Here is a 22,125-nt window from a genome sequence, read left to right as displayed (position 1 = left end):
AAGGAGAACCCGGCGTGAGCGACAGCACCACCCAGGGCTGGCCAGAGCTGCTGAGGACGAACCGCGACGCGGTGGTCGGCCAGTGGACCCGGACGGTCGAGCGCACCCTGGCCGGGCGGATGACGAGCGCCGAGTCCTCGCGCGACATCGGGGAGATCTACGCGGCCCTGCTGGAGGGCGCCTCGCAGGGCGCCCGCACCGACGTGCGCGGCGGCTCGTACGACGGGCTGAGGTCCCTGCTGAGCGACCTCAGCCGCGCGCGGGCCCGTCAGGGGTTCACCCCGACCGAGACCGCGGTCAACGTCTTCGCCCTCAAGGACGCCGTGCTCGACGTCCTCGAGGACGGCGGGGACGCCGCGGGCTACCGCGCCTTCGCCGACCTGTCCCGGATCGTCGACGACCTCGGCCTCTTCATGCTCGAGACCTACGCCGCGACGCGCGAGTCGGTGATCTCCGAGCAGGCCGAGAGCCTGCTGGAGCTCTCCACGCCGGTGGTCAAGCTGTGGAAGGGCATCGTCGCGCTGCCGCTGGTCGGCACGCTCGACTCCGCGCGCACCCAGGTGGTGATGGAGGCTCTGCTCCAGGCGCTGGTCGACACCGGCTCCGAGCACGCGATCATCGACATCACCGGGGTCGCGGCCGTCGACACCCAGGTCGCCCAGCACCTGCTCAAGACCGTGCAGGCCGCGCGCCTGCTCGGTGCGGAGTGCATCATCTCCGGCATCCGCCCGCAGATCGCCCAGACCGTCGTCGCCCTCGGCATCGAGTTCGGCGACATCCAGACCAAGGCCAGCCTGGCCGACGCGCTGCTCGCGGCGCTGCGCAGCTCCGGCCTCGACGTCGTCGGCTACCGCGGGGAGTCCTGATGGAGCGCGTGCCGATCCTGCGGATCGGCGACGTCCTGCTGGTCTCGATCCAGGTCGACCTGCAGGACCACATCGCCGTCCAGCTCCAGGACGACCTGAGCCAGCGCATCGTCGAGACCGGCGCCAAGGGCGTGCTGATCGACATCTCGGCGCTGGAGATCGTGGACAGCTTCGTGGGCCGGATGATCTCGACGACCGCCGCGGTCTCGCGGGTCCTGGACGCCGAGACGGTGGTCGTCGGCATGCAGCCGGCCGTGGCGATCACGCTGGTCGAGCTCGGCCTGACCCTCGACGGCGTCCTCACCGCGCTCGACGTCGACCGCGGCCTGCGGCTGCTGGCGTCCCGGACCAGCGGGTCAGCGCTCCTGCTTCGCGAGGTCGAGGGCGATGACGGCGCCGGCGGCTGACCAGACCGCCCTCACCGTCACCAGCGACGCCGACGTCGTGCGCGTGCGGCAGGTGGCGCGCGACCTGGCCGTGACTGCCCGGCTCTCGATCGTCGACCAGACCAAGCTGGTCACCGCGACCAGCGAGCTGGCCCGCAACACCCTGGTGTACGGCGGCGGCGGCGAGGTGCGCGCCACCCTCGTCGAGCGGATGGGGCGCACCGGCGTGGAGCTGGTGTTCAGCGACGAGGGCCCCGGCATCGCCGACGTCGAGCTGGCCCTGACCGACGGCTGGACCTCGGGCGGTGGGATGGGGCTGGGTCTGTCCGGCACCAAGCGGCTGGTCGACGAGTTCGCCATCGACTCCGCGCCCGGCGAGGGCACCCGCGTGCGGATCCTCAAGTGGCGGCGCTGAGCTTGCCGGGCGAGCCGCAGGTCCCGCCGACAGCTGCCGTGTGGGTCGCGGTGGACGACGCCGCGGCCGTCCCCGGCGCGCGACGGCGGGCCGCCTCGCTGGCCTCGACGCTCGGCTTCCCTGCCGACGTCCTCGGCGAGGTCGAGATCATCGCCAGCGAGCTGGCCACCAACCTGGTCAAGCACGGCCGCGGCGGCGACCTCGTCCTGCGGACCACGGCGGCGGGGACCGTCCAGCTCCTCGCGATCGACTCCGGTCCCGGCACGCGCGACCTGGCCGGCCTGGTCCGTGACGGGGTGTCCACCACGGGCACCCTCGGCGTCGGGCTCGGCGCCGTCGGCCGGCTCGCGGACCACCTCGACCTGTGGTCCGAGGTCGGACGTGGCGCCGTGGTCGTCGCCGAGGTCGGGCCGCCACCCGTGGCACCGCGGGCACCGGTCGGGCACCTGCTGCGTCCCCTGCGCGGCGAGATCGAGTGCGGCGACGCCATCGCGTGGCGGCAGGTGGGCGCCACCTGGCTGGTCGCGGTCGCCGACGGGCTGGGCCACGGCCCCCTCGCCGCCGAGGCCTCCGGCCGGGCCGCCCACGTGCTGCGGACCAGCCCGTCCACGTCCCCGGTCGAGCTGGTCGGGCTCATGCACCGCGCCCTGGCCGCCACGCGAGGTGCCGCGGTGGCGGTGAGCCGGGTCGACCCCGACCGGGGCACGGTCACCCACGCCGCCGTCGGCAACGTCAGCGGTCGCCTGGTCGACGCCTCGGGCGGCACCCGCGCCCTGGCCACCCAGCCCGGGATCGTGGGGCACAAGCTCCCGCGGGTCAGGGAGAACGCCTATCCCCTCGACACCGCACGGCTCCTGGTCCTGCACTCCGACGGGCTCACCGACAAGTGGAGCGGCAGCGCCCTCCCCGACGTCGACGTGCACGGCCCGGACGTGTGCGCGGCCGCCCTCGTCCGCGACGCCGGCACCCGTCGCGACGACGCGGGCGTCCTGACCCTCCGGCTGCCCTCCCCCGCCCCCGTGCCGCGGCGCGTCCCCTCGCCGTGAGCAGCGCCCCCCAGGTCGCCGTCCTCCGCCTCGAGGAGGACGCCGACGTGTTCGCGGCACGGCAGCTGGCCCGCGAGCTGGCCCAGGTGGTCGGCCTCGACCGCATCGGCGCCACCCGGCTCGCGACCGCGATCAGCGAGCTCGCGCGGGAGGCGGCCGCGGCCGGCGGACGGCTGTCGTTCGAGGTCCAGGGCAGCGGCGACCTCGTCGCCACCCTCACCGCGTCCCACCTGCCGGACGACTCCCCCAGCATGGTCTCGGCCCGCCGTCTCCTCGACACCGTGACGCACGAGGTCGCCGACGGCCTGGCCGTCGTACGCCTGGAGCAGCGGGGGGTGCGGCCCGTCACCGACGCGGAGCGCCACCGGGTGCAGCGCATCGTCGCCGCCCACGCCCCCACCAGCCCGCTCGACGAGCTGCAGCAGCAGAACGCCGAGCTGCTGACCCTGCTCGACGCGGTGCGCGAGAAGAACGCCGCCCTCGAGACGCTCAACCACGAGCTCGAGGAGACCAACCGGGGCGTGATGGCGCTCTACTCCGAGCTGTCCGGCGAGCTGGAGCGCACCAACCAGGGCGTGGTCGCGCTCTACGCCGAGATCGACGAGAAGAACCTCCAGCTGACCGCGGCCAGCGAGGCCAAGAGCCGCTTCCTGCGCAGCATCAGCCACGAGCTGCGCACCCCGGTCAACTCCGTCCTCGGCCTCACCGGGCTGCTCGCCGACCCGGGTGCGGCACCCCTGTCGCCGGAGCAGGGCGAGCAGGTCGCGTTCATCCGGGCGAGCGCCACCGAGCTGCTGTCGCTGGTCAACGAGCTGATGGACCTCGCCAAGGCGGAGTCCGGCCGCCTCGAGCCCGCCTGGCAGGACGTCGACCTCGCCGCGCTGTGCGGCGAGCTCGCGGGCACGACGAGGGCCCTGCTGCGCGAGGGCGTGCGGCTGGAGGTCGACCCCGGCCCGCCCGGACTCGTGCTGCGCACCGACCCCGACCTCGTGCGGCACGTCCTGCGCAACCTGCTCAGCAACGCCGCCAAGTTCACCACCGCGGGCACCGTGACCCTCGAGGTCACCCAGGTCGACGGGGTCCACGGGGTCGACGGGGTCGACGGCGTCGACGGGGCCGACGGGGCCGACGCGGCCGAGGGCGTCGAGGTCCGGGTCCGCGACACCGGCATCGGGATGACCGAGGAGGAGCAGGCCCTGGTGTTCGAGGAGTTCTTCCAGGTCAGGACACCGCTGCACGCGACCGCCCGCGGCACCGGGCTCGGCCTGCCCTTCGCCCGCAGCGTCGCCCAGGTGCTCGGTGGTGACATCGACGTCGAGAGCGCCCCCGGCGAGGGCAGCTCGTTCACGCTGCGCCTGCCCGCCGGGGGTGCCGCGTGAGCGCGCCGCTGATCCTGGTCTGCGACGACACCCCGGCCAAGCGGTACGTCCTCGCCAGCTGGCTGCGCCGCGGCGGGTTCGAGGTGGTCGAGAGCGGGACGGCGGCCGAGGCGACCGAGCTGATGCACACCGAGCCGATCGACCTGGCGGTCCTCGACGTGCACCTGCCCGACGGCAGCGGCCTCGACGTCACCCGGGTCATCCGCGCGGACGAGCGCCTGGCCCCCACCCCGGTCATCCACGTCTCGGCGGTCGCCCGCGAGACCTCCGACAAGGTCACCGCCCTCGACGAGGGCGCCGACGCCTACCTGATCGACCCGATCGACCCGGAGGAGCTGCTGTCCACGGTCCGGGCACTGCTGCGCTCCTCGGGGGCCCGCCGCGACGCCGAGCAGCTCGCGACCCGCCTCGCCCGGCTCAGCCGAGCCGCCGTACGCCTCAACGTCGCGGTGAGCGTGCCCCGCCTGGTGGAGAGCGCCTCGCGGGCGGCCGCGCAGGTGCTCGGCACCCCCGCGGCGGCGCTCGTCCTCGACGACCAGGGCGAGGGCTGGCGGGCCGCGGCCACCGGCAACGTCGGCAACGCCGCTGCCACGGTGCCGTCGGAGACCGCGCGCCGGCTGCTGGACGACCTGACGCCGGACCCCGCGCCCCTGGCCACCGGCACGGGGTGGGCCGAGCACCTGCCGGTCGCCGCCGGCCGCTGGACCGGGTGCCCGGTCCGGGTCGAGGGCCGGGTCGAGGGAGTCGTCGCGGCGCCGCTCCCGCCGACCGGCGACGAGGGTCGCTCGGTCCTCCTGCTCGAGCGACTCGCCCAGGCCGTGGCCGTGGCGCTGGACAACCAGCGCGCGCTGGAGTTCGAGCACCGCACCGCCGTCACCCTGCAGCGCAGCCTGCTGCCCAGCGTCCTGCCCGAGCCCACCGGGCTGAGCCTGGCGGCGCGCTACCGCGCCTCGCAGCAGCGGATGGAGGTCGGCGGCGACTTCTACGACGCCTTCGAGGTCGAGGGCCGCTGCTGGCTGGTCATCGGCGACGTCCAGGGCCACTCGCTCGAGGCCGCTGTCGTGATGGCCGAGCTGCGCTACTCGCTGCGCGCCTATGCCCACGAGGGCCATTCGCCCACCGAGGCGCTCGCGCGGCTCGACGCCCTGCTCGCCCGCACCAGCCCCGACCTCACCGCCACCGCCTGCGTCGTCGTGGTCGACGCGGACCGCCGGTCGGCCGAGGTCGTCTCGGCCGGACACCTCCCGCCGCTGCGCGCGCGCCGCGGCGAGGTCACCCACCTGCAGGTCGAGGGCCCCCTCCTCGGGCTCGGGCTGCACGACCGGCCCCGGACCCGGATCGACCTGGACCCCGGGGACCGGCTCGTCCTCTACACCGACGGGCTCGTCGAGCGGCGCGCCCTCCTGCTCGAGCTCACCACCGACCACCTGGTCCGCCAGGTCGAGAGCGCCTCGTGGGCCTCGGCCGACGAGCTGGCCGACGAGCTGCTGCGCACGTGGAGTGGCGGCGAGGACGACATCGCGCTCCTCGTGGTCGACCTGCTCCCCTGACCCCCCACACACACAAGACCCGGACGCGTCAGTCGCCTCCGGACCATCGTCCCTACCCCTCGGGGTGGGTCGTTCCTACCGTCGGTCGGCAGGGAGGGCCCGAAGGAGGAGTCCCATGTCCAGCATCTCCACCTTGAGAACCCGAGCCTCCGTGCTCGTCCTGGTCCTGGTCGTCCAGCTGTTCCTGGTCGCCCTGGTCAGGGACCCGGCGAGCGCCGCCGTCGGCAGCGCCGACGACCGGCAGCTGACGACGAGCACCGGCTGGTGGACCTACACCGGGGTCACCGGGTCGCAGGTGAGCAGCCTGCTGTCGTCCAACAACGCGCGGATCACCGACCTGTCGGTGGTCGACCCCGCGACGCCGACGTTCAACGTCACCATGGTCAGGAACACCGGGGCCTACGCGAGCGGCTACTGGTGGTACTACGGCCAGACCGCCGCACAGGTGAGCTCGGCCCTGTCGTCGAACAACGCCCGGCTCATCACCGCCCAGGCCTACCCGACCTCGGCCGGCACCCGCTTCGCCGTCGTCATGGTCCCCAACAGCGGCGCCAACCAGAAGGCCTGGTGGTGGTTCTACAACATCAGCGCGAGCAGCCTGGCCTCGCAGCTGTCGAGCAGGAACGCGCGCCTGGTGCACCTCACGCAGTACCCCGGCACCAGCAACTTCACGGCCGTCATGGTGAGCAACACGGGCACGGACAACACCGGCTGGTGGTGGTACCACCACACGACGACGTCCTCGATCTCCAGCGCGCTGTCCACGAACAGCGCCCGGCTGGTCGACCTGAGCCGCAACAGCGACGGCACCTGGAACGCGGTGATGTACAAGAGCACCGGACCGCGGTGGTACTGGTACTACGGGCTGTCGCTCGGCTCCGCCGTCAGCCGGGCCGACCAGCTCGGCGAGCGGATCATCGACGTGACGCGCTACGGCAGCAGCGTCGCGGTCGTGATGACGCGGAACACCACCGCCACCAACGAGAAGCTGTGGAACCTCATCGGCCCCGAGGTCGACTCCGGGGCCTACGGCTTCTACCTCAAGCAGGTCGGCGGCTCGGTCCTCGCCGGGCTCCAGCAGAGCAAGCAGTACGAACCCGCGAGTGCGCTCAAGGTGCTCTACCACGCCAAGTCGATCCGGGAGGAGTCCCTGGGCAACACCACCGACTCGACGGTGGTCACCTACCACTACAAGAACCTGTCGGACAGCAAGGACGGAAACATCTGTCCTGACAATTATTCGACGACGACCACCACGAACCTGAAGAACGCCGACACGTTGATGATGCAGGTCTCCGACAACCGGATGACCCGCGCCATCCTGGAGAGGTACACCAAGGCCTCGGTGCTGAGCTACGGGACGTCGCTGGGGCTGACGTCCACGGCCATCAACCACAACATCGGCTGCCCGACGGACACGACGCACAACCGCACCACGCTGTCCGACCTCGGCAAGGTCTACGAGGCCTTCCAGAAGGGCACCGTGACGGGCAGCAGCACGTGGAAGACGCAGTTCCGCTCCCGGATGCTCAACCAGTCCAACTTCTCCGGGTTCAAGAACGCGATCTGCCCGGTGGTCAACGCCGAGGCGACGGCGCTGGGCAGGTCGAGCGCGACGGCCACGAGCTTCTGCAACGCGATGACGTGGATCGCCAAGGGCGGCAGCTACCAGTACGGCAGCTCCCTGCCCTACCAGGTCTCCCGGGACAACGTCTCGCTCACCGGTGTGCCCTACAAGCGCTCGGGGGTGGTCTCACCGCGGTACTTCGTCTTCGGTGAGTACGTCGACGGCACCACGATCAACACCTCCGCGGAGAGCACCTCGGTCGACACCGCCAGGGGCAAGCTCTACCCGGAGGCCCTGCGGCCCTACATCCGGGCGGCGCTCGCCACCTGGTGAGGACGGGCGGTCACACGGCGCGGAAGCGTGCGACGAAGGCCACCGGGCCCTCGTCGTGCGCCTCCGGGTCGACCCGCAGCTCCACGTCGACCTCCGACCCGTCCGCACGCACCATGGGCACCCGGACGGGGACCCCGAGCAGGTTGTCCCGGCCGTTGGTGGCGTGCAGCGTCGTCCCGGCGATGTGGGCCTGCCGGAAGCGCTCCGGCACGATCGCGATGACGCGTCTGCCGAGCAGGTCCTCGGCGGAGGCGTAGCCGAGCAGCTCCACGGCGGCCGGGGAGACCGCGACGACCACGCTGCTCTCGTCGGTGGCCACCAGGGCCTCACCGTCCTCCGCGTGGAGCTCGTGCACCACGGCGCCGTCCACACGGTCGACCACCGCGACCCGGACGTCGCTGCGTGCCACCCACGGCACCTCCGTCGTGTCGCCGGCCGCCTGTCGCGCCACCTCGGAGCAGAGCCACCGGCGCATCTCCTCGATCTCGGGCTGGGTGGGCGGGCAGAGGAAGTGCCCGGCCCGGGCCTCCTCGAGGCTGCGTCGCAGCAGACGGTCGAGGGTGGCGAAGTGCGCGACGGTCGACAGCGGCACCTCGAGCACGACGTCCTCGGCGGTGACCAACGGCTCGGTCGCACCGGCCATGAGCTCCTCGGGCGCCGCGCCGAGGACCGGGACCGGGAGCTGGGAGTAGAGCAGGCTCATCGCCTCGCTGGCGTGCGCGTGCTCGGACAGCACGTCACCCCCGTCGTCGCCGAGGGAGTGCAGGAGGTGCTCCCTCAGGAGGGCGGCGGCGTGCTCCTGCCAGGCGACGTGCATCAGCAGCGGGACCCGCTGGAGGCGCACGCGCACCACGTCCTGGGTCCGCGTCGACTGGACGCTCGTGCCGTCGGGGACCTCGTGGACGGCCGTGCCGTCGGTGGTCTCGTGTCCCTCGGGGTCGCCCACCTCGAACCAGACGACCTTGCCGTCCTCGAGCTCCTCGACCCCCCACGAGCGGACGGTGTCCTCGACCATCGCCAGGCCCCGGCCCGTGCCGGAGGAGTCGGAGTAGGAGCGGCGGGAGGGCGCCTGCAGCCCGCGGTCCTCCACCTCGACCCGCACGGCCCGGCCCGCGGTGCGGACCCGGACCAGCACCTCCGTGCCGGCGTGGACGATCGCGTTGGTGACGACCTCGGAGACCGCGAGCGTGGCGTCGTCGACCAGCTCCTCGAGACCCGCCGTCTCCAGCACGGCATGCAGGTGGAGCCGGGCCTCCCGCACGCTGCGCGGATCCACGTCGAGCCGGAGGACGGCAGCCGGCGAGTGCACGAGGTCCTCCTTCGCCACGACTCCAGAGCCCTTCATCCTCGCGCCGCCGGTGGACCGGCGTCCACCGGAACGGCTGCGGGACAAGGAAAATCTCGTCACCCACCCTTCCGGGTGGGGTGCCCCCACCGTCTGCGGAGGACTTCCCCGTTCCCACGAAGGCCGCCCCCCATGCGCCACTATCCTCGGCACGACGGCCCTCGCCGTCCCGTGGACTGGAGGCGCCGTGACCCCCGCGTTCTCTGCGAGCCTCGAACGCCGCGCGTGGGCGGTCGGCGTCCTGCTGCTGGTCGTGCTCGTGGCGCTCGACCGGGCCTCCGGCCACCAGATCAACGGGGTGTACGCCGCGGCCGCGGTCCTCGTCGCGATCGACACCGGCCCGGGCCGGACGGCGGTCGTCGCCGCGCTGGCCGTGGTCGCCGCCGCCGCGTCCGGGGTGTGGAACCACAACCTGGGTCACGGCGACTGGACGATCCGCTTCCTCAGCTGCGTGCTGCTGAGCCTCATCGCCGTCGTGGCCGCCGACCTCACCACGCGCCGCCGCCGGCGGCTGGAGCACACCACGCAGCTGGCCCAGCGCGTGCTCGACGCGCTCGCCGTCGAGCTCACGGGCGCCCGCACGGTCAGGGAGGTCGCGGAGGGCTTCGTCGGCCACGCCGTCGGCGTCCTGGGCGCGAGCTCGGCGATGGTGATGTCGTTGGACGGCGACGGGATGCTGCGGTCGGTGACCTGGCACGGGCGCACCGGCGACGGGGCCGACCAGTACCAGGAGATCCCGGTCGACAGCGACCTGCCCGGCGCGGTCGCGGTCCGCCAGGGGGCCGACCTGCACTACCGCTCGGTGAAGGAGATCGAGGCCGTCATGCCGGTGCTCGCCGGCTACTACCCCAGCGACCGCAGCCTCCACCTGCTGCCGCTGCGACGCGAGGGCACGACGTACGGCCTGCTGGCCCTCACCTTCCCGCCCGACCTGTTCACCGCGGCCGAGGACGGCTTCCTGCACTCGCTGGCAGGCGCACTGTCCAGCGCCGTACGCCGGGCCGGGGAGCTGCAGGCCGCCGACGCCGCCACGCAGCGCACCGCCCTGCTCGACGAGGCGTCGATGACCCTGTCGCGCAGCCTCGACCTCGAGACCACCCTGGGCGAGGTCGGGCGACTGCTCGTGCCCCGCTTCGCGGACTGGGTGACCGTCCAGCTCCTGCGGGACCACGCGCTCGAGACCGTGCTGGTGCAGCACCGCGACCCCGCCACGACCGAGTGGGCCCGTGGCATGCGAGGTGCCTTCCCGGTCGACATGGACGCCCCCACCGGTGCGCCCCAGGTCGTCCGCAGCGGCCGGAGCGAGCTCTACCCCTTCATCCCCGCCGAGGTGGTGGAGCGTGCCGCCCGGGACGAGGACCACCTCGCCCTGCTCCGGCGGCTCGGCTTCACCAGCGCGATCATCGCCCCGCTGGTGGGTCGCCAGGGCGTACTCGGAGCGGTCACGCTGATCCAGGCCGAGTCGGGCCGCAGCTACGGCGAGGAGGACCTGGCCTTCCTCGAGGAGATGGCCGACCGCATCGCCGTCGCGCTCGACACCGCCGCGAGCTTCGAGCAGCAGTCCGAGCGACTGGCCGGGGTGATGCAGGTGGCCGAGGTCGCGCAGCGCGCCATCCTCGCCCCGCCCCCGCCCCGGACGGGGCCGCTCAGGCTCTCCGCGCGCTACCTCTCCGCGGCGGTCGAGGCCCAGGTCGGCGGGGACCTCTACGAGATCGTGCCGGGCACGACGTCGGTGCGTCTGCTCGTCGGCGACGTGCGGGGCAAGGGGCTCTCGGCGGTCCGCACGGCCACGGTCGTCATCGGCGAGTTCCGTGCCGCTGCCGCCGACACCGGCGACGTGTGCCACGTGGCCCGCGAGGTCGACCGCCGCATCCAGCCCTACCTCCCCGACCCCGAGGACTTCGTCACCGGAGTCATCGTCGACATCGACCACGCCGGCCACTTCACCGTGGTGACCTGCGGCCACCCCGCACCGGTGCTGCTCCCCTTCGACGGCGAGCCCTGCCCGCTCGTGCTCGACGCCGCGCCACCCTTCGGCCTCGGCTGCGAGCCGGTCGCCACGACCGGGACCCTGCGACGCGGCGACCGGCTGCTGCTCTTCACCGACGGGCTGATCGAGGCCCGGTCGCCGACCGGCGACTTCATCGACCCGATGCCCCTGCTCTCCGACCTGGCCCGAGCCGACTTCCCCACGGCGCTCGACGGCCTCCTCACCGCCCTGCAGCGGGCCGCCGGCCACGCGCTCGACGACGACCTCGCGCTGCTCCTGGCCTGCTACGACCCGGAGTGAGCCTCCGTCGTACGCCGACGGGCCGGGTGGCGCGCGCTCACGCGGAGTAGCCGCCGTCGACGCGCAGCACCTGTCCGGTCACGAACCCGGCCCGGTCGGAGGCCAGGAAGACGACCGCCTGGGCCACGTCCTCGGCGGTGCCGAAGCGGCGCAGCGGGATGTTGGCGCGGGTCACCGCGAGCGCGTGGTCGTCCAGCTCGCCCGAGGCCATCAGCCGCTGGGCCATGCCGTCGGTGAGCATGCCGGGCGCCACGCAGTTGACCCGGACGCCGAACCGCCCCTCCTCCACCGCCAGGGCCCGCGCGGTCGCCTCGACCGCGGCCTTGGGCACCGTCGACAGCCCGTCGCGGACGGGGTGGCGCGCGACCGCGGCGGTGGTCACCGCGACGACCGAGCCACGGGTCTCGCGCAGGGCGGGCAGAGCGGCGTGCGCGACCCGGAAGAACGCAGCCGCGTCGCCGTCGAGCTGGGCGGCCAGCTCCTCGGGGTCGACCCGGCTGAGGTGCCGCATCGGCACGTGCGGGCCGGCGGCGTACACCAGCGTGCGCAGGCCGCCGAGCGCCTCGGCCGCGGCCGCGACGACCTCGCGACACGCGGCCGCGTCGGTCAGGTCGAGCCGCCACGCCGGGTCCCACTCGGTGGCGGTGGAGCGGAAGGTGACCCCGGTCGGCACGCCGTCGGCCCGCAGTGCCGCGGCGACCACGCGCCCGATCCCTCCGCTGCCGCCGACGACGAGAGCGCCGCCCGACCCCGGTCCGCTGTCCGCCACGCCAGTCACGCCGGTCAGCCAACCACACCGGGAACGGGACGAAGGTCGGTCCAGACCTCGGGCCTTCTCCCTGGTATCACCCCGCTGCACTCTGCCCTCATGGGAGGAAAGGGGCCACTCCCGTCACGTCCCCCGCGGGATGCCCCTCCGGCGAACCGAGGTGGCCATGACCAGCACAGCTCACCGACCGGCGGAGGCACTCGCCCTCAACGGCACGCACGCCCCCGCCCAGACCGACGTCGCGGACTTCCGCGTGATCACCGCCAACATCCAGTCGTTCCCCGAGGGAGCGCTCACCGACGACCAGGCCCTCGAGGACCTGCGGGAGAACGCCGAGGCCGCCGACATCGTGCTCCTGCAGGAGATCGCGGCCCGCTACCGGCCGCTCGTCGCGCAGGCGTTCCCGGCCGCCGAGTGGGAGGTCTTCTACGGCGCCGACGACAACAGCGAGCCGGTCGCGTTCCGCAAGGACCTCTTCACCGTGCTCGACAAGAAGGCGATCGTGCTGCACCCGCCGGTCGCCAAGGTGCACTTCCGTCGCCACATCACCCACCTGCACCTGCGGCACGACGCCAGCGGGGCGGTCTTCCACGTCACCAACCTGCACCTGGTCGCCGGCGCCTTCAGCCACCCCCCGCACGCCAACCGCGAGCTGCGGGTGCGTGAGTGGAACACCGGGATGGCCAAGCACCTCAACCAGGTGTTCTCCTTCGCCGCGGCCGGCGAGCCCGTGATCGGGGGCGGCGACTACAACCGGCGCCTGGGCATCCACCCGGCGATGGGGTCCGAGATCGACGACCGCCCGGTGAAGTACGCCGTCGACCAGAAGTCGATCGACCTGTTGTGGTGCGTCGACGGCGACACGCTCCGGTGGAGCCTGCTGGAGCGCCAGGTGTTCCAGGGCCGCGACGGCAAGCGCCCCCAGCGGCACAGCGACCACGCGGCGCGGCTCGCCCACGTGCAGCTCGGCCGCGGCGAGGCGGACGAGGCCATCCCGTTCCTCACCGTCGCCCGCATCCCGCAGCAGGCCGACGGGAGCGAGGCGGTGAGACGGCCCAGGAAGGCCGCGAAGAAGCCGACCAAGAAGACGGTGAAGGCGAAGAAGCCCGTCGGGACCGCTCCCCTGCGCGAGCACTGGCCGCCTCCCTTCGAGAAGACCACTTTTGGTGACACCAACAAGAAGGTCGTCGACTGGAAGACCAGGGCAGCGCTCGAGGAGGCCGAGCGCCGGCTCGGCTACACGCTCACGATCTACCAGGGCTCCTACAACACGACCGTCAAGGCGTCGGCCAAGACCCACTGGGGCGGTGGCGTCGTCGACCTCGCCCCCTACGACCACGAGAACAAGGTCCGCGTGCTGCGCGAGCTCGGGTTCGCCGCGTGGTACCGGCCCAGGTCGCGCTCGTGGGACCCCCACATCCACGCCGTCATGATCGACCACGGCAAGCTCCACCCCCAGGCCGCCGACCAGGTCGTGCAGTACCGCAACGGCACCGACGGGCTGGTGGGGCACGCCAAGGACCCGACGCCGCGGCCGAGCCCGATCCCGGTCTTCCACTACCCGCCCGCGGAGCGGCTCGAGCCCCTCACCCCGCAGCCGGAGGGACGCCCTGCGGCGGGGAGGCACCGCGCCGGCGAGGCGAGGCCGGCCGCACCTGCCCGTCGTACGCCGACGGGGGCGGCGTTCCCGCCCCGCCGGACCCTCGACGGGGTCGACACCAGCCACCACCAGCCCGGCAGGCTCGACCTGCGCCGCGCGCAGGCCGCCGGGCTGCGGTTCTGGTACGTCAAGACCACCGACGGCGAGACGACCGTCGACCCGACGTACAAGAAGCGCGTGCGGGAGGCGCGCAAGGCGGGGGTGCCGGTCGGGGCCTACCACTTCGCCCGGCCGGACGGCGGTGACGCCCAGAAGGAGGCCGTGCACTTCCTCCGCAGCTCCGACATCCGGCTCGGCGACATGGTGCCGATGCTCGACCTCGAGGGACACGTCGTGCTGCAGCGCGACCAGCTCACCCGGTGGGTGGGGGTCTGGGTGAGCACCGTCCGGCAGGCGCTGGCCGCCAAGGGCCTGTCGGCCACCCCGATCATCTACACCTCGATGGACCTCGACGACGCCTTCGGGTGCAAGCTCTGGGTCGCCCGCTACAGCAACGACTTCCGCGAGCCGCGCATCCCGGCGCCGTGGAGGCGGGCGGCGATCTGGCAGCACTCCGACGGCAGGGTCGGACCGATCCTCGACGTGCCCGGCTTCGGCCACGTCGACGTCAACGCCCTGCATCCCGACCTGCCCCTCAACGCCCTGCGGGTCAAGCGGGTGCACAGCACGGGCAACGGCGTCGACGACCTGCGCCGCGAGCTGCTCGTCGCGCGACAGCACATCGACGCCGTCCTCGAGCGGCTCCCGGAGAGGAAGCAACGATGAACCCCTGGACGACCCTCGCCTCCGCCCTGCAGGCGCTGCCTCCCTCGGTGCGCCGCACGCTCTACACGATCGTCACCGCGGCCGGGGCCTTCCTCGCCGTGGCCCAGCTGGCCGGCTGGAAGGACCTCGGCTTCACCGACCTCGACACGGCCCTGAAGACCTACGCCCTGATCTCCTCCCCCACCGGCGTCCTCGCCCTGGCCAACGTGAAGCCGAAGGACGGCGATGCGGGCTGGTCCGAGGGGCTCGCGGGGTTCGAGGGCTTCCGCGGGTTCGACGGGCCGGACGGAGACGAGGACGACGACGCCGACTTCGAGCTCCATGCCGGGTCGTTCGACGCCGACGACGCCGAGCTGGTCGACGAGGGCTCGTTCAGCTGAGCCCGGCCCGCGTGGGCCTCAACAACCGCCGCCGACCACGCGGAGGCTCGACCGGTCGTGGCCCTTGGCCACCTCGATCCCCTCGACGGCGTCCCATGCGTTGGGCGACTGGACGTCGGGCACCTTGAAGAGCAGCGCACCTCCGGGCCCGAACACCGCGAAGAAGTCGATCGGGCCGCCCTCGACCATGACGTCGTCGACCTTGACCAGTCGGGACCCGTAGGCGTTCCTCAGGTCGCGGACGTAGCTGCCGGGGCCGATGCCGGCAGCCGTCCGCACGTAAGCGCGGTCGATCCGTTGGGTCTGCGCCGCCCAGGCGCCGTCGAGGTCGTCCGGGTCGCCCTCGCGGAACTCCGCCCAGAAGGTGCTGGGGGTGTTGCGGGTGTCCCACTTCATCGAGCAGTACTCGCTCGTCGAGCGCTTCACCAGGCCGAGGTCGCGCAAGGACTGCGCGGACCGGCCGACCCGGAACGGTCCGATGCGTCCGGGGGCCGCGGTCCACCGGGGCGGGTCGAGGTGCACGTGGACCAGGCGCCAACGACCGTCGACCTTGCCGAGGGTCCCGACGCGGTAACGCGGGTTGAAGGCCGCGCCCTCGTAGCTGATCCAGTGCACGCGGACCCGTCCGTCGCGCCTGACGATGCGGGTGATGCTGGCGTGCTCCTGGGTGTCGGACCGACTGCCCAGGTTGATCGCGCCGACCAGCCGCGCGCGGCCCGTGTAGACCAGCACCCAGTCCGGCCAGCTGACGCCACCCGCGGTGCAGGTCATCGACACGACCCCGTCCTGCACGCCGTCGCGGTTCACGTCGGTCATGAGGGGCCGGGCGAACGACGAGCTCTGGTCCAGACCGAGCCACACGTCCCCGTGGTAGGTGCCGAAGCTGCGGTGGCCGCCGTACACCTTGGCGGCGGCATGGCCGCACGAGGCCGGGACGGGGGTGGGCCCGTCCAGGAGCCGCGACAGCCGGGTGGGCGCCGGCGTCGACGCCCTCGCCTCCGGGCTCGTCCCGGGGACGAGGCAGAAGGTGGCGAGCAGCACGGCCACGAGGGCGGGGACGGACGAGGGCGCGGACCGGCGCCCGAGAAGCCTGGTCATGGGACGGACGCTAGGGCCACACGCCCGGGTCCGGGAGGGACGAACGGCTCGACCGCGCGTCCCCCGTTCGGGGCCGGCAGGGATCTCGGGACGGAATCCTCACCCGCGGACGGCCCTCCCGACGTACCGTCCGAGCTGGGGTGTGCGCGGGTGCGCACGCGGACGGGGGACCTGGGATGGCTGCGAGCGTCAGGACGCGGCGACGAGCGGTCGCAGCAGTGCTGGCGACCGCACTGGTGGGACCGGCCGCCGTGCTGGCCCCGACCCCGGCCCAGGCGGCGCCTGCCGCACCGACGCCCGGCCGGCTGGTCGGGCACCGCACGCACGGCGCGGCCGCGATCAAGGCCCTGGGTGCTCGCCTCCCCGAGGCAGCGCGGCGCAACGAGATGTCCGCGCAGCACCTCGCCGACCTGCTGCGGTCCGACGGCACGGCCTGGGTCGACACCGCCGGGCGGGTGTACTTCGTCGACCGAGCTCCTGCCCGCGACACCGCCCAGGCCTCCACGGACACGACCGGACCCAGCGCGGCGGCCGACGTGGCGCCGTACCCCTACGACCAGACGTTCGCGCTGCACAGCAAGCCGGGCTCCAGCCGGACGATCTACCTCGACTTCGACGGCCAGCTCGTCACCGGCACGGCCTGGAACGAGGGCGGCGTCGACGGCACCGTCGCCCAGCCCGCGTTCGACACCGACGGTGACCCTGCCGTGTTCAGCCGGCACGAGCGCGCGGTGGTGCAGGAGGTCTGGCAGCGGGTGGCCGACGACTACGCCCCGTTCGACGTGGACGTGACGACGGCCGACCCGGGGGCCGCAGCCCTGGTGCGCAGCACCGACAGCGACACGACCTACGGCGTGCGGGCTCTCATCACCCCCAGCGAGCAGGCGCTCACCGCCACGTGCGCGGGCGGCTGCTCCGGCATCGCGTACGTCGGGTCCTTCGACCTGGTCGGCAGCGGCGACGCCTACGAACCGGCCTGGATCTTCCCGCAGATGACCTACACCACCGCGCAGATCGCCGAGACCGTCTCGCACGAGGTGGGGCACAACCTGGGGCTCGAGCACGACGGCGGGGTGACGGGCGACTACTACAGCGGCCACAACGGGTGGGCCCCGATCATGGGGTCCGGCAACCACCCGATCACCCAGTGGAGCAAGGGCGAGTACACCGGCGCGTCCAACCAGCAGGACGACTTCGCGGTCATCGCGAGCCACGGCGCGGCGCTGCGCCCCGACGACCACGCCGACACCCGCACCGGCGCGACGGCCCTGGCCACGGGTGACCTGCTCACGGGGGCCGGCGTGATCACGACGGCGACCGACAAGGACACGTTCGCCTTCTCGCGGACCTGCACCGGTCCCGCCACGATCGCGGCCACCCCTGCCCCGCCGGGCCCGGACCTCGACATCAGGCTGCGCCTGCTCGGCAGCAACGGCACGGAGCTCGCGGCGGTCGACCCGACCTCGGCGGAGGTCGACCCGGAGCACGCGAGCGGGATGGACGCGGTGTGGACCGGCTCCCTCGACCTGGGCACGACCTACTACCTGGAGGTCGACGGGGTCGGGAGAGGGACCGCGGACACCGGTTACACCGACTACGCCAGCGTGGGCGCCTACTCGATCTCGGTCACCGGCTGCGGCAAGCCTGCCGCGCCCACCGAGGTGACGCTGACCAAGGACCCGGCGACCAGCTCGGCCACGATCGCCTGGCAGCCGCCTCCGGCGGGCGGCCTGCCGGTGACCGGCTACGTGGTGACACGGCCCGACGGCAGCACCGTCGGGGTGTCCTCGTCCACCCGGAGCCAGGCGTTCACCGGCCTGGCGCCCGGGGCGTCCTACACCGTCGGCGTCGCCGCGACGACGGATGCCGGCACGGGGTCCGCGGTGTCGCGTGACTTCGTCAACGCCGACGTTCCTCCGTCCGCCCCGGCCCATGTCAGCGTCCAACCCGACGACAACACCCAGTACGCCGGGCTCACCTGGGACCCGCCGGAGGTCGACGGAGACGCACCGGTCAGTGGCTACGAGGTCACCCGCAGCGGCCTCGACACCCACGGCCAGCCCTTCACCCCCACCACCGTCGACCCCTGGACGACGAGCTGGGGGTTCTCGGACCTGGCCTACGGCACCACCTACCAGCTCGGCGTGACGGCGATCAGCAGCGCGGGGCGCAGCCAGCAGTCGGTCGCGAGCGTGACGCTGGTGCAGCCTCGCCTCCCGAGCGCTCCTCGCAACCAGTCCGCGTCGGCGGGCACCGAGAAGGCCACGGTCAGCTGGTCCGCGCCGCTGGACGAGGGCACCGAGCCCGTCACGGCCTACCGGGTGACGACCTACGACGACGACGACGCCAAGGTCGGCGACCAGCTCTCCTACGCCGACCAGCCGCTCACCACCACGGTCACGGGCCTCACCGCCGGCACGGCGTACACGTTCGGGATCGCCGCGATCAGCCAGGCCGGGACCGGCCCGGAGGCCAGCACCGGATCGGTGACTCCCAGGGCCCCCGTCGCCCCGACCGCCCCCCGCGCCGTCACCGCGACCCCCGGCGACAGCAGCGCGACGGTGAGCTGGACCCCTCCGTCGAACTCCGGCTCGGACCTTGTGACGACCTACGTGGTCAACGTCTACGACACGCAGAGGCTCTACGTCAGCGGCACCCAGACCGACACCACGTCGGTCACCGTGACCGGGCTCGACAACGGCTCGACCTACACGATCGGCGTCCAGGCCGTCTCCGACGCGGGGGTCAGCCCGGAGGCGACGTCCGCACCGGTGACCGCCGGCACACCCGCGAGCGCCCCGCAGAGCATCTCCGCGAGTGCGGGCGACCAGCAGGTCAAGGTGACCTGGGCGGCGCCCTCGTCCTCGGGCACGTTCCCGGTCAGCGGCTATCGCGTGCGTACCTACTCCAGCGGCGGACAGCTGCTCCGGACGTCCGCCCTCCTCGCCGCGTCAGCGCGCGCCTCCACGGTGTCCGGCCTGGTCAACGGCACGGCCTACCGCGTCGCCGTGCGCGCCGTGACGGCTGTGGGCGACGGCGCCGAGGCCAGGTCCGGTCTCGTCACGCCGGTCGCTCCGGTGGCGCCGTCCGCCCCGCAGAGCCTCACCGCCAAGCCCGGCGACCGGCGGGTCGCCCTGTCCTGGTCGGCCCCGGCAGCGGCGGGCACGTCAGCGGTCACGCAGTACGCCGTCAAGGTGTACGACGGCCAGGGCGCCACCGTGGCGACGTACACCCAGGCGGCGAGCACACGGACACGGACCGTGACCGGGCTGGTCAACGGCCGCTCCTACCGGTTCGGGGTGCGGGCGGTCAGCGCGGCAGGGGCCGGCACCGAGGCCCGGACCGGGCTCGTCCGACCCGTCGCGAGGCCCGGCGCACCACGCATCGGGACGGCCGCCTCCGGCGTGACGGGCGGCACGGTCACGGCCAAGGCGGTGTGGGCCGCACCGCTCACCAACGGCGGGTCGGCGATCACCGGCTACCGCGTCACGGCCTACCGGATCAGCAGCACCGGAGCGGTCGTGTCGCAGACGACCTCGAGCCTGCGCCCGGCGAGCGCCCGGTCGTTCTCGATGACGCTGCGCAGGGGGCGCTACCGCTTCGCCGTGCGCGCGGTCAACGCGATCGGGACCAGCGCCTTCTCCGCGCGGTCCAACCTCGTGACGGCCCGCTGATCAGGACGTGATCCCCGACCGGTCGAGGTGCCGCGCCCGCGCCAGGAGGTAGACCCCGAAGGACCCGATGCCGGCCCCGACGACGAGCACGGCGACGGTGCCGAGCGTGTGCCCGAGCAGCTCGTAGAGCGACTCGTCGAGACCGCCGGACTTGTGCGGGTCGTGCGACCACGCGGCCCACACCAGCAGGCCGCCGATCACCACCATCGCCAGGGCCTTGGCGAGATAGCCGAACCTCCCCACCAGCACGATCGGCACACGCCGGTCGGAGGATCGCGCCTCCTCGTCGAGCTGGCCGACGAACCCGGCCCGCCAGCCGAAGACCCCGAGCCCGACGCCGATCCCGGCCGTGACGAGCCCGACCGCGGCCACCAGCCACGGGCCGTAGGAGAGCGACAGGAGGTGAGCGGTGGTGGTCTCGGGCGAGCCCTTGGCGGCGGAGCGGCCGGCCAGCGCGAAGCCCGCGCAGGCGTAGCCGAGGTAGCCGTAGGTCACCACCCGGCAGGCGGCGCCGAACCGCATCAGGTGCCGGGAGCGCCCCTCCCGGTCCTGGTAGCCCACGGCGGCCGCGACGACCTGCCACAGCACGAGGGCCCAGAACCCCACGGCGATCGCCGCGAGGGTCCACCGGCCGACCCCGTCGCCGGCGAGCAGCGCCAGCGCGCCCTGGCCCGTCGCCTGCCCGCCACCGCCCGCCAGCACGAGGCGGAGCGCGATGAACGCGAGGAGCAGGTGCACGACCGCGTAGCCCACGAGACCCGCGCGCACCGACCAGGCGAGCGCGTCGGAGCGCCGGGCCCGGTCGTCCACGGTCTCGGCGCTCACGTCCAGGGGGTACCCGGCGAGGTCACGGCGCACGCCACCCCGAGCGGTGGGACGGCGACGACCCACCGGGGAGCTCCCCGGCGGGCCGTCGCAGGGCCTCGCGTCGTACGGCGTGAGGTCGGGCTCGGCCTGGAACGCGCCGTACATCGGCGTCGCGGCCGCCACCTTCTGGTCGAGCGGCTCGGCACCGAGGATCTGCTCGATCGTGCGGACCATGGAGATCTGCGAGTAGTACGTCGAGACCGTCCTGCCGTGCACGGCGGAGGGGCTGATCACCTGGATCGTTGCGCGGTGGCCGTCGACGTGGTCGGGACCGTTCTGGCTGTCGTCCTGGACCACGAAGATCGCGGAGTCCTTCCACCACCTGCTGTGCGAGATCGTGTCGACGATCTTGCCCAGGGCGAGGTCGCCGCCGACCACGTCGGACCGCGCCGATGCTCGGGTCGTAGAGCGGTGCCGGGTCGCGCCGAGCGGCTGTTCACGAACGTCATGGGCCGTCGTTCCTGACCGTGGCGCCGGCCGCCTGCACCGCGGGGTGACGTCCTCGCCGAACTGCGCCAGCGCCGGGTCGCCGTTGCCCTCGGGTCGTCGGTGCGGCGGAGGACCCGATCCAGGTCCCGGCCTTCGCGCTCGTCGGCACCACCGGCCGGGTGCTCGGTCACGCCAACGGCACGGCCGCGGACTCCGAGGACACCAGGCGCTTCTCGGCGCTCACCGGTGTCGAGGCCAGGGTCGAGACGATGCCGCTGGAGCAGGCCGCGGAGGCCTACGACCGCATGATGGCGGGTGACGCGCGCTTCCGGATGGTGCTCACGACCTGACGCGCGCCCGGTGCGGGCTCGTGGTCCTCGAGGCGTCAGGCCCGGGCGGTCACGTCGGTGGTGCCGAGGCCGGCTCAGCCGCCGGGACGCTCACGCAGCGCGACCGGCGGCCCGTCGAAGGACGAGAGCACCCGGCGTACGTCGTCGCTCACCGGCCAGGGCGCCGCGGTCTCGCGGTCCCAGAGCACGAGGCCCGACTCGGACGACAGCGCGGGCGGGTGGCCGGCCTCGACGCGCAGCTCGGCGGACACCGCGAAGGACGACCGCCCGACGTGACTGACCCACAGGCGGAGCAGGAACGGCTGGAAGGCGACGAAGCGCATCTCGGAGTGGTAGTCCACGCGCTGGCTCCCGACGAGCTCGGACACGTGAGCCGGAACGTCGCGCAGCGCCCCGCCGTCGCGGTCGTCGAGCCGCGCGTGGCGCAGGAACAGGATGCGGGCCTCGTCGACCACGCGCAGCGCCTCGACGTTGTCGACGTGGCCGCCGAGGTTGACGTCGCGCAGGCGGGCCTGGATCTCGCAGTCGAAGACGGGCATGGGCGCAGTGTGCCGCGCACGGCAGGCGGAGGGTCCGCCGGGGTCAGCGCTCGTTGCGGAGCTGGCGCGCCCCGTCCAGCAGGGCGTGGGCGAGCTGCACGCACTCCGCCGGGGTGAGCAGCGCGATCGTGCGGCGCTCGTCCTGCACCTCCACGAAGGCCCGGCCGAGCTCGCCGTGCTGCTCGACCTGGGAGACGTTGACGAACAGGTAGTCGCCACGGCCTGGGCCGGACGGGAACTCGAGGCCGACCGCGGTCACCGCTCCATCGTGGTGGAACCCGCACGGGTCGTCGGCCACACCGAGGTGCTCGTGCTCGCACCAGGGCGGACAGAGGGGGGCGGGCGGCGCGAGCGCCCGCTCGGAGGACTGGGATGCGTTCATGGGTGCCGACCTTCGAGCGACGGGGTCCTGGAGAG

Annotated in this window: 18 protein-coding genes; 12 read left to right on the top strand and 6 right to left on the bottom strand. The window is 73.4% G+C overall.

The window, feature by feature from the left end:
- Positions 1-14: 14 nt before the first annotated feature.
- The 7 genes from J2S63_RS14340 to J2S63_RS14310 all read left to right on the top strand — a co-directional run bounded on the left by J2S63_RS14340 (position 15) and on the right by J2S63_RS14310 (position 7,542).
- Positions 15-866 carry an STAS domain-containing protein gene (locus tag J2S63_RS14340; protein ID WP_310303548.1) on the top strand — a complete coding sequence of 284 codons (852 nt, stop codon included), beginning with the start codon at positions 15-17 and terminating at the stop codon, positions 864-866.
- Complete coding sequence (locus J2S63_RS14335; protein WP_310303547.1) at positions 866-1,273, top strand: STAS domain-containing protein; 408 nt, start codon at positions 866-868, stop codon at positions 1,271-1,273. The genes J2S63_RS14340 and J2S63_RS14335 overlap by 1 nt, the downstream gene beginning before the upstream one ends.
- Complete coding sequence (locus J2S63_RS14330; RefSeq protein WP_310303545.1) at positions 1,254-1,667, top strand: anti-sigma regulatory factor; 414 nt, start codon at positions 1,254-1,256, stop codon at positions 1,665-1,667. Before J2S63_RS14335 ends, J2S63_RS14330 begins: the two co-directional genes overlap by 20 nt.
- Positions 1,655-2,713 carry an ATP-binding protein gene (locus J2S63_RS14325; protein ID WP_310303543.1) on the top strand — a complete coding sequence of 353 codons (1,059 nt, stop codon included), beginning with the start codon at positions 1,655-1,657 and terminating at the stop codon, positions 2,711-2,713. The genes J2S63_RS14330 and J2S63_RS14325 overlap by 13 nt, the downstream gene beginning before the upstream one ends.
- Entirely contained in the window at positions 2,710-4,092 is a 1,383-nt protein-coding gene (locus tag J2S63_RS14320; protein WP_310303541.1) for a sensor histidine kinase, read from the top strand. Before J2S63_RS14325 ends, J2S63_RS14320 begins: the two co-directional genes overlap by 4 nt.
- The gene (locus J2S63_RS14315; protein ID WP_310303539.1) at positions 4,089-5,642 is read left to right on the top strand and encodes a SpoIIE family protein phosphatase; all 1,554 of its coding nucleotides are present in this window, start codon (positions 4,089-4,091) and stop codon (positions 5,640-5,642) included. Before J2S63_RS14320 ends, J2S63_RS14315 begins: the two co-directional genes overlap by 4 nt.
- Positions 5,643-5,757: 115 nt before the next feature.
- Positions 5,758-7,542 carry a serine hydrolase gene (locus J2S63_RS14310; RefSeq protein WP_310303537.1) on the top strand — a complete coding sequence of 595 codons (1,785 nt, stop codon included), beginning with the start codon at positions 5,758-5,760 and terminating at the stop codon, positions 7,540-7,542.
- A gap of 10 nt (positions 7,543-7,552) precedes the next feature.
- Here J2S63_RS14310 and J2S63_RS14305 read toward each other — a convergent pair whose 3' ends face one another.
- Positions 7,553-8,851, bottom strand: coding sequence for an ATP-binding protein (locus J2S63_RS14305; RefSeq protein ID WP_310303535.1), 1,299 nt, complete (start codon positions 8,849-8,851; stop codon positions 7,553-7,555).
- Positions 8,852-9,074: 223 nt separating this feature from the next.
- Between J2S63_RS14305 and J2S63_RS14300 the strand changes: the two genes are divergently transcribed.
- Entirely contained in the window at positions 9,075-11,177 is a 2,103-nt protein-coding gene (locus J2S63_RS14300) for a GAF domain-containing SpoIIE family protein phosphatase (RefSeq protein WP_310303533.1), read from the top strand.
- A gap of 37 nt (positions 11,178-11,214) precedes the next feature.
- Here J2S63_RS14300 and J2S63_RS14295 read toward each other — a convergent pair whose 3' ends face one another.
- Positions 11,215-11,955 (bottom strand): SDR family NAD(P)-dependent oxidoreductase, encoded by a 741-nt coding sequence (locus J2S63_RS14295; protein ID WP_310303531.1) that lies wholly within the window; start codon positions 11,953-11,955, stop codon positions 11,215-11,217.
- Between the two features lie 157 nt (positions 11,956-12,112).
- On the opposite strand from J2S63_RS14295, the gene J2S63_RS14290 reads away from it, so the two are divergent.
- Positions 12,113-14,371 carry a GH25 family lysozyme gene (locus J2S63_RS14290; protein ID WP_310303530.1) on the top strand — a complete coding sequence of 753 codons (2,259 nt, stop codon included), beginning with the start codon at positions 12,113-12,115 and terminating at the stop codon, positions 14,369-14,371.
- Positions 14,368-14,751, top strand: coding sequence for a hypothetical protein (locus J2S63_RS14285; RefSeq protein ID WP_310303528.1), 384 nt, complete (start codon positions 14,368-14,370; stop codon positions 14,749-14,751). The genes J2S63_RS14290 and J2S63_RS14285 overlap by 4 nt, the downstream gene beginning before the upstream one ends.
- Before the next feature lie 18 nt (positions 14,752-14,769).
- Here J2S63_RS14285 and J2S63_RS14280 read toward each other — a convergent pair whose 3' ends face one another.
- Complete coding sequence (locus tag J2S63_RS14280) at positions 14,770-15,849, bottom strand: hypothetical protein (protein WP_310303526.1); 1,080 nt, start codon at positions 15,847-15,849, stop codon at positions 14,770-14,772.
- A gap of 176 nt (positions 15,850-16,025) precedes the next feature.
- On the opposite strand from J2S63_RS14280, the gene J2S63_RS14275 reads away from it, so the two are divergent.
- The gene (locus J2S63_RS14275) at positions 16,026-19,523 is read left to right on the top strand and encodes a fibronectin type III domain-containing protein (RefSeq protein WP_310303524.1); all 3,498 of its coding nucleotides are present in this window, start codon (positions 16,026-16,028) and stop codon (positions 19,521-19,523) included.
- On the opposite strand, the gene J2S63_RS14270 is transcribed toward J2S63_RS14275, so the two are convergent.
- Positions 19,524-20,768, bottom strand: a complete 1,245-nt coding sequence (locus J2S63_RS14270) for a DUF1206 domain-containing protein (RefSeq protein ID WP_310303522.1) — start codon at positions 20,766-20,768, stop codon at positions 19,524-19,526. It abuts the gene before it with no gap.
- Between the two features lie 230 nt (positions 20,769-20,998).
- Between J2S63_RS14270 and J2S63_RS14265 the strand changes: the two genes are divergently transcribed.
- A complete protein-coding gene (locus J2S63_RS14265) occupies positions 20,999-21,169 on the top strand; it encodes a hypothetical protein (protein ID WP_310303520.1) in 171 nt (56 codons plus the stop codon).
- A 74-nt stretch (positions 21,170-21,243) separates the two neighbouring features.
- Here J2S63_RS14265 and J2S63_RS14260 read toward each other — a convergent pair whose 3' ends face one another.
- Both J2S63_RS14260 and J2S63_RS14255 read right to left on the bottom strand, forming a co-directional pair.
- The gene (locus tag J2S63_RS14260; RefSeq protein WP_310303517.1) at positions 21,244-21,708 is read right to left on the bottom strand and encodes an acyl-CoA thioesterase; all 465 of its coding nucleotides are present in this window, start codon (positions 21,706-21,708) and stop codon (positions 21,244-21,246) included.
- Positions 21,709-21,751: 43 nt separating this feature from the next.
- Positions 21,752-22,090: a DUF6907 domain-containing protein gene (locus J2S63_RS14255; protein WP_310303515.1), complete on the bottom strand. Its 339-nt coding sequence runs from the start codon at positions 22,088-22,090 to the stop codon at positions 21,752-21,754.
- Between the last annotated feature and the right edge of the window lie 35 nt (positions 22,091-22,125).

It is taken from the genome of Nocardioides marmoribigeumensis (assembly GCF_031458325.1).
Classification (GTDB): Bacteria; Actinomycetota; Actinomycetes; order Propionibacteriales; family Nocardioidaceae; genus Marmoricola_A; species Marmoricola_A marmoribigeumensis.
This window is presented reverse-complemented; position numbering and strand designations above follow the sequence as displayed.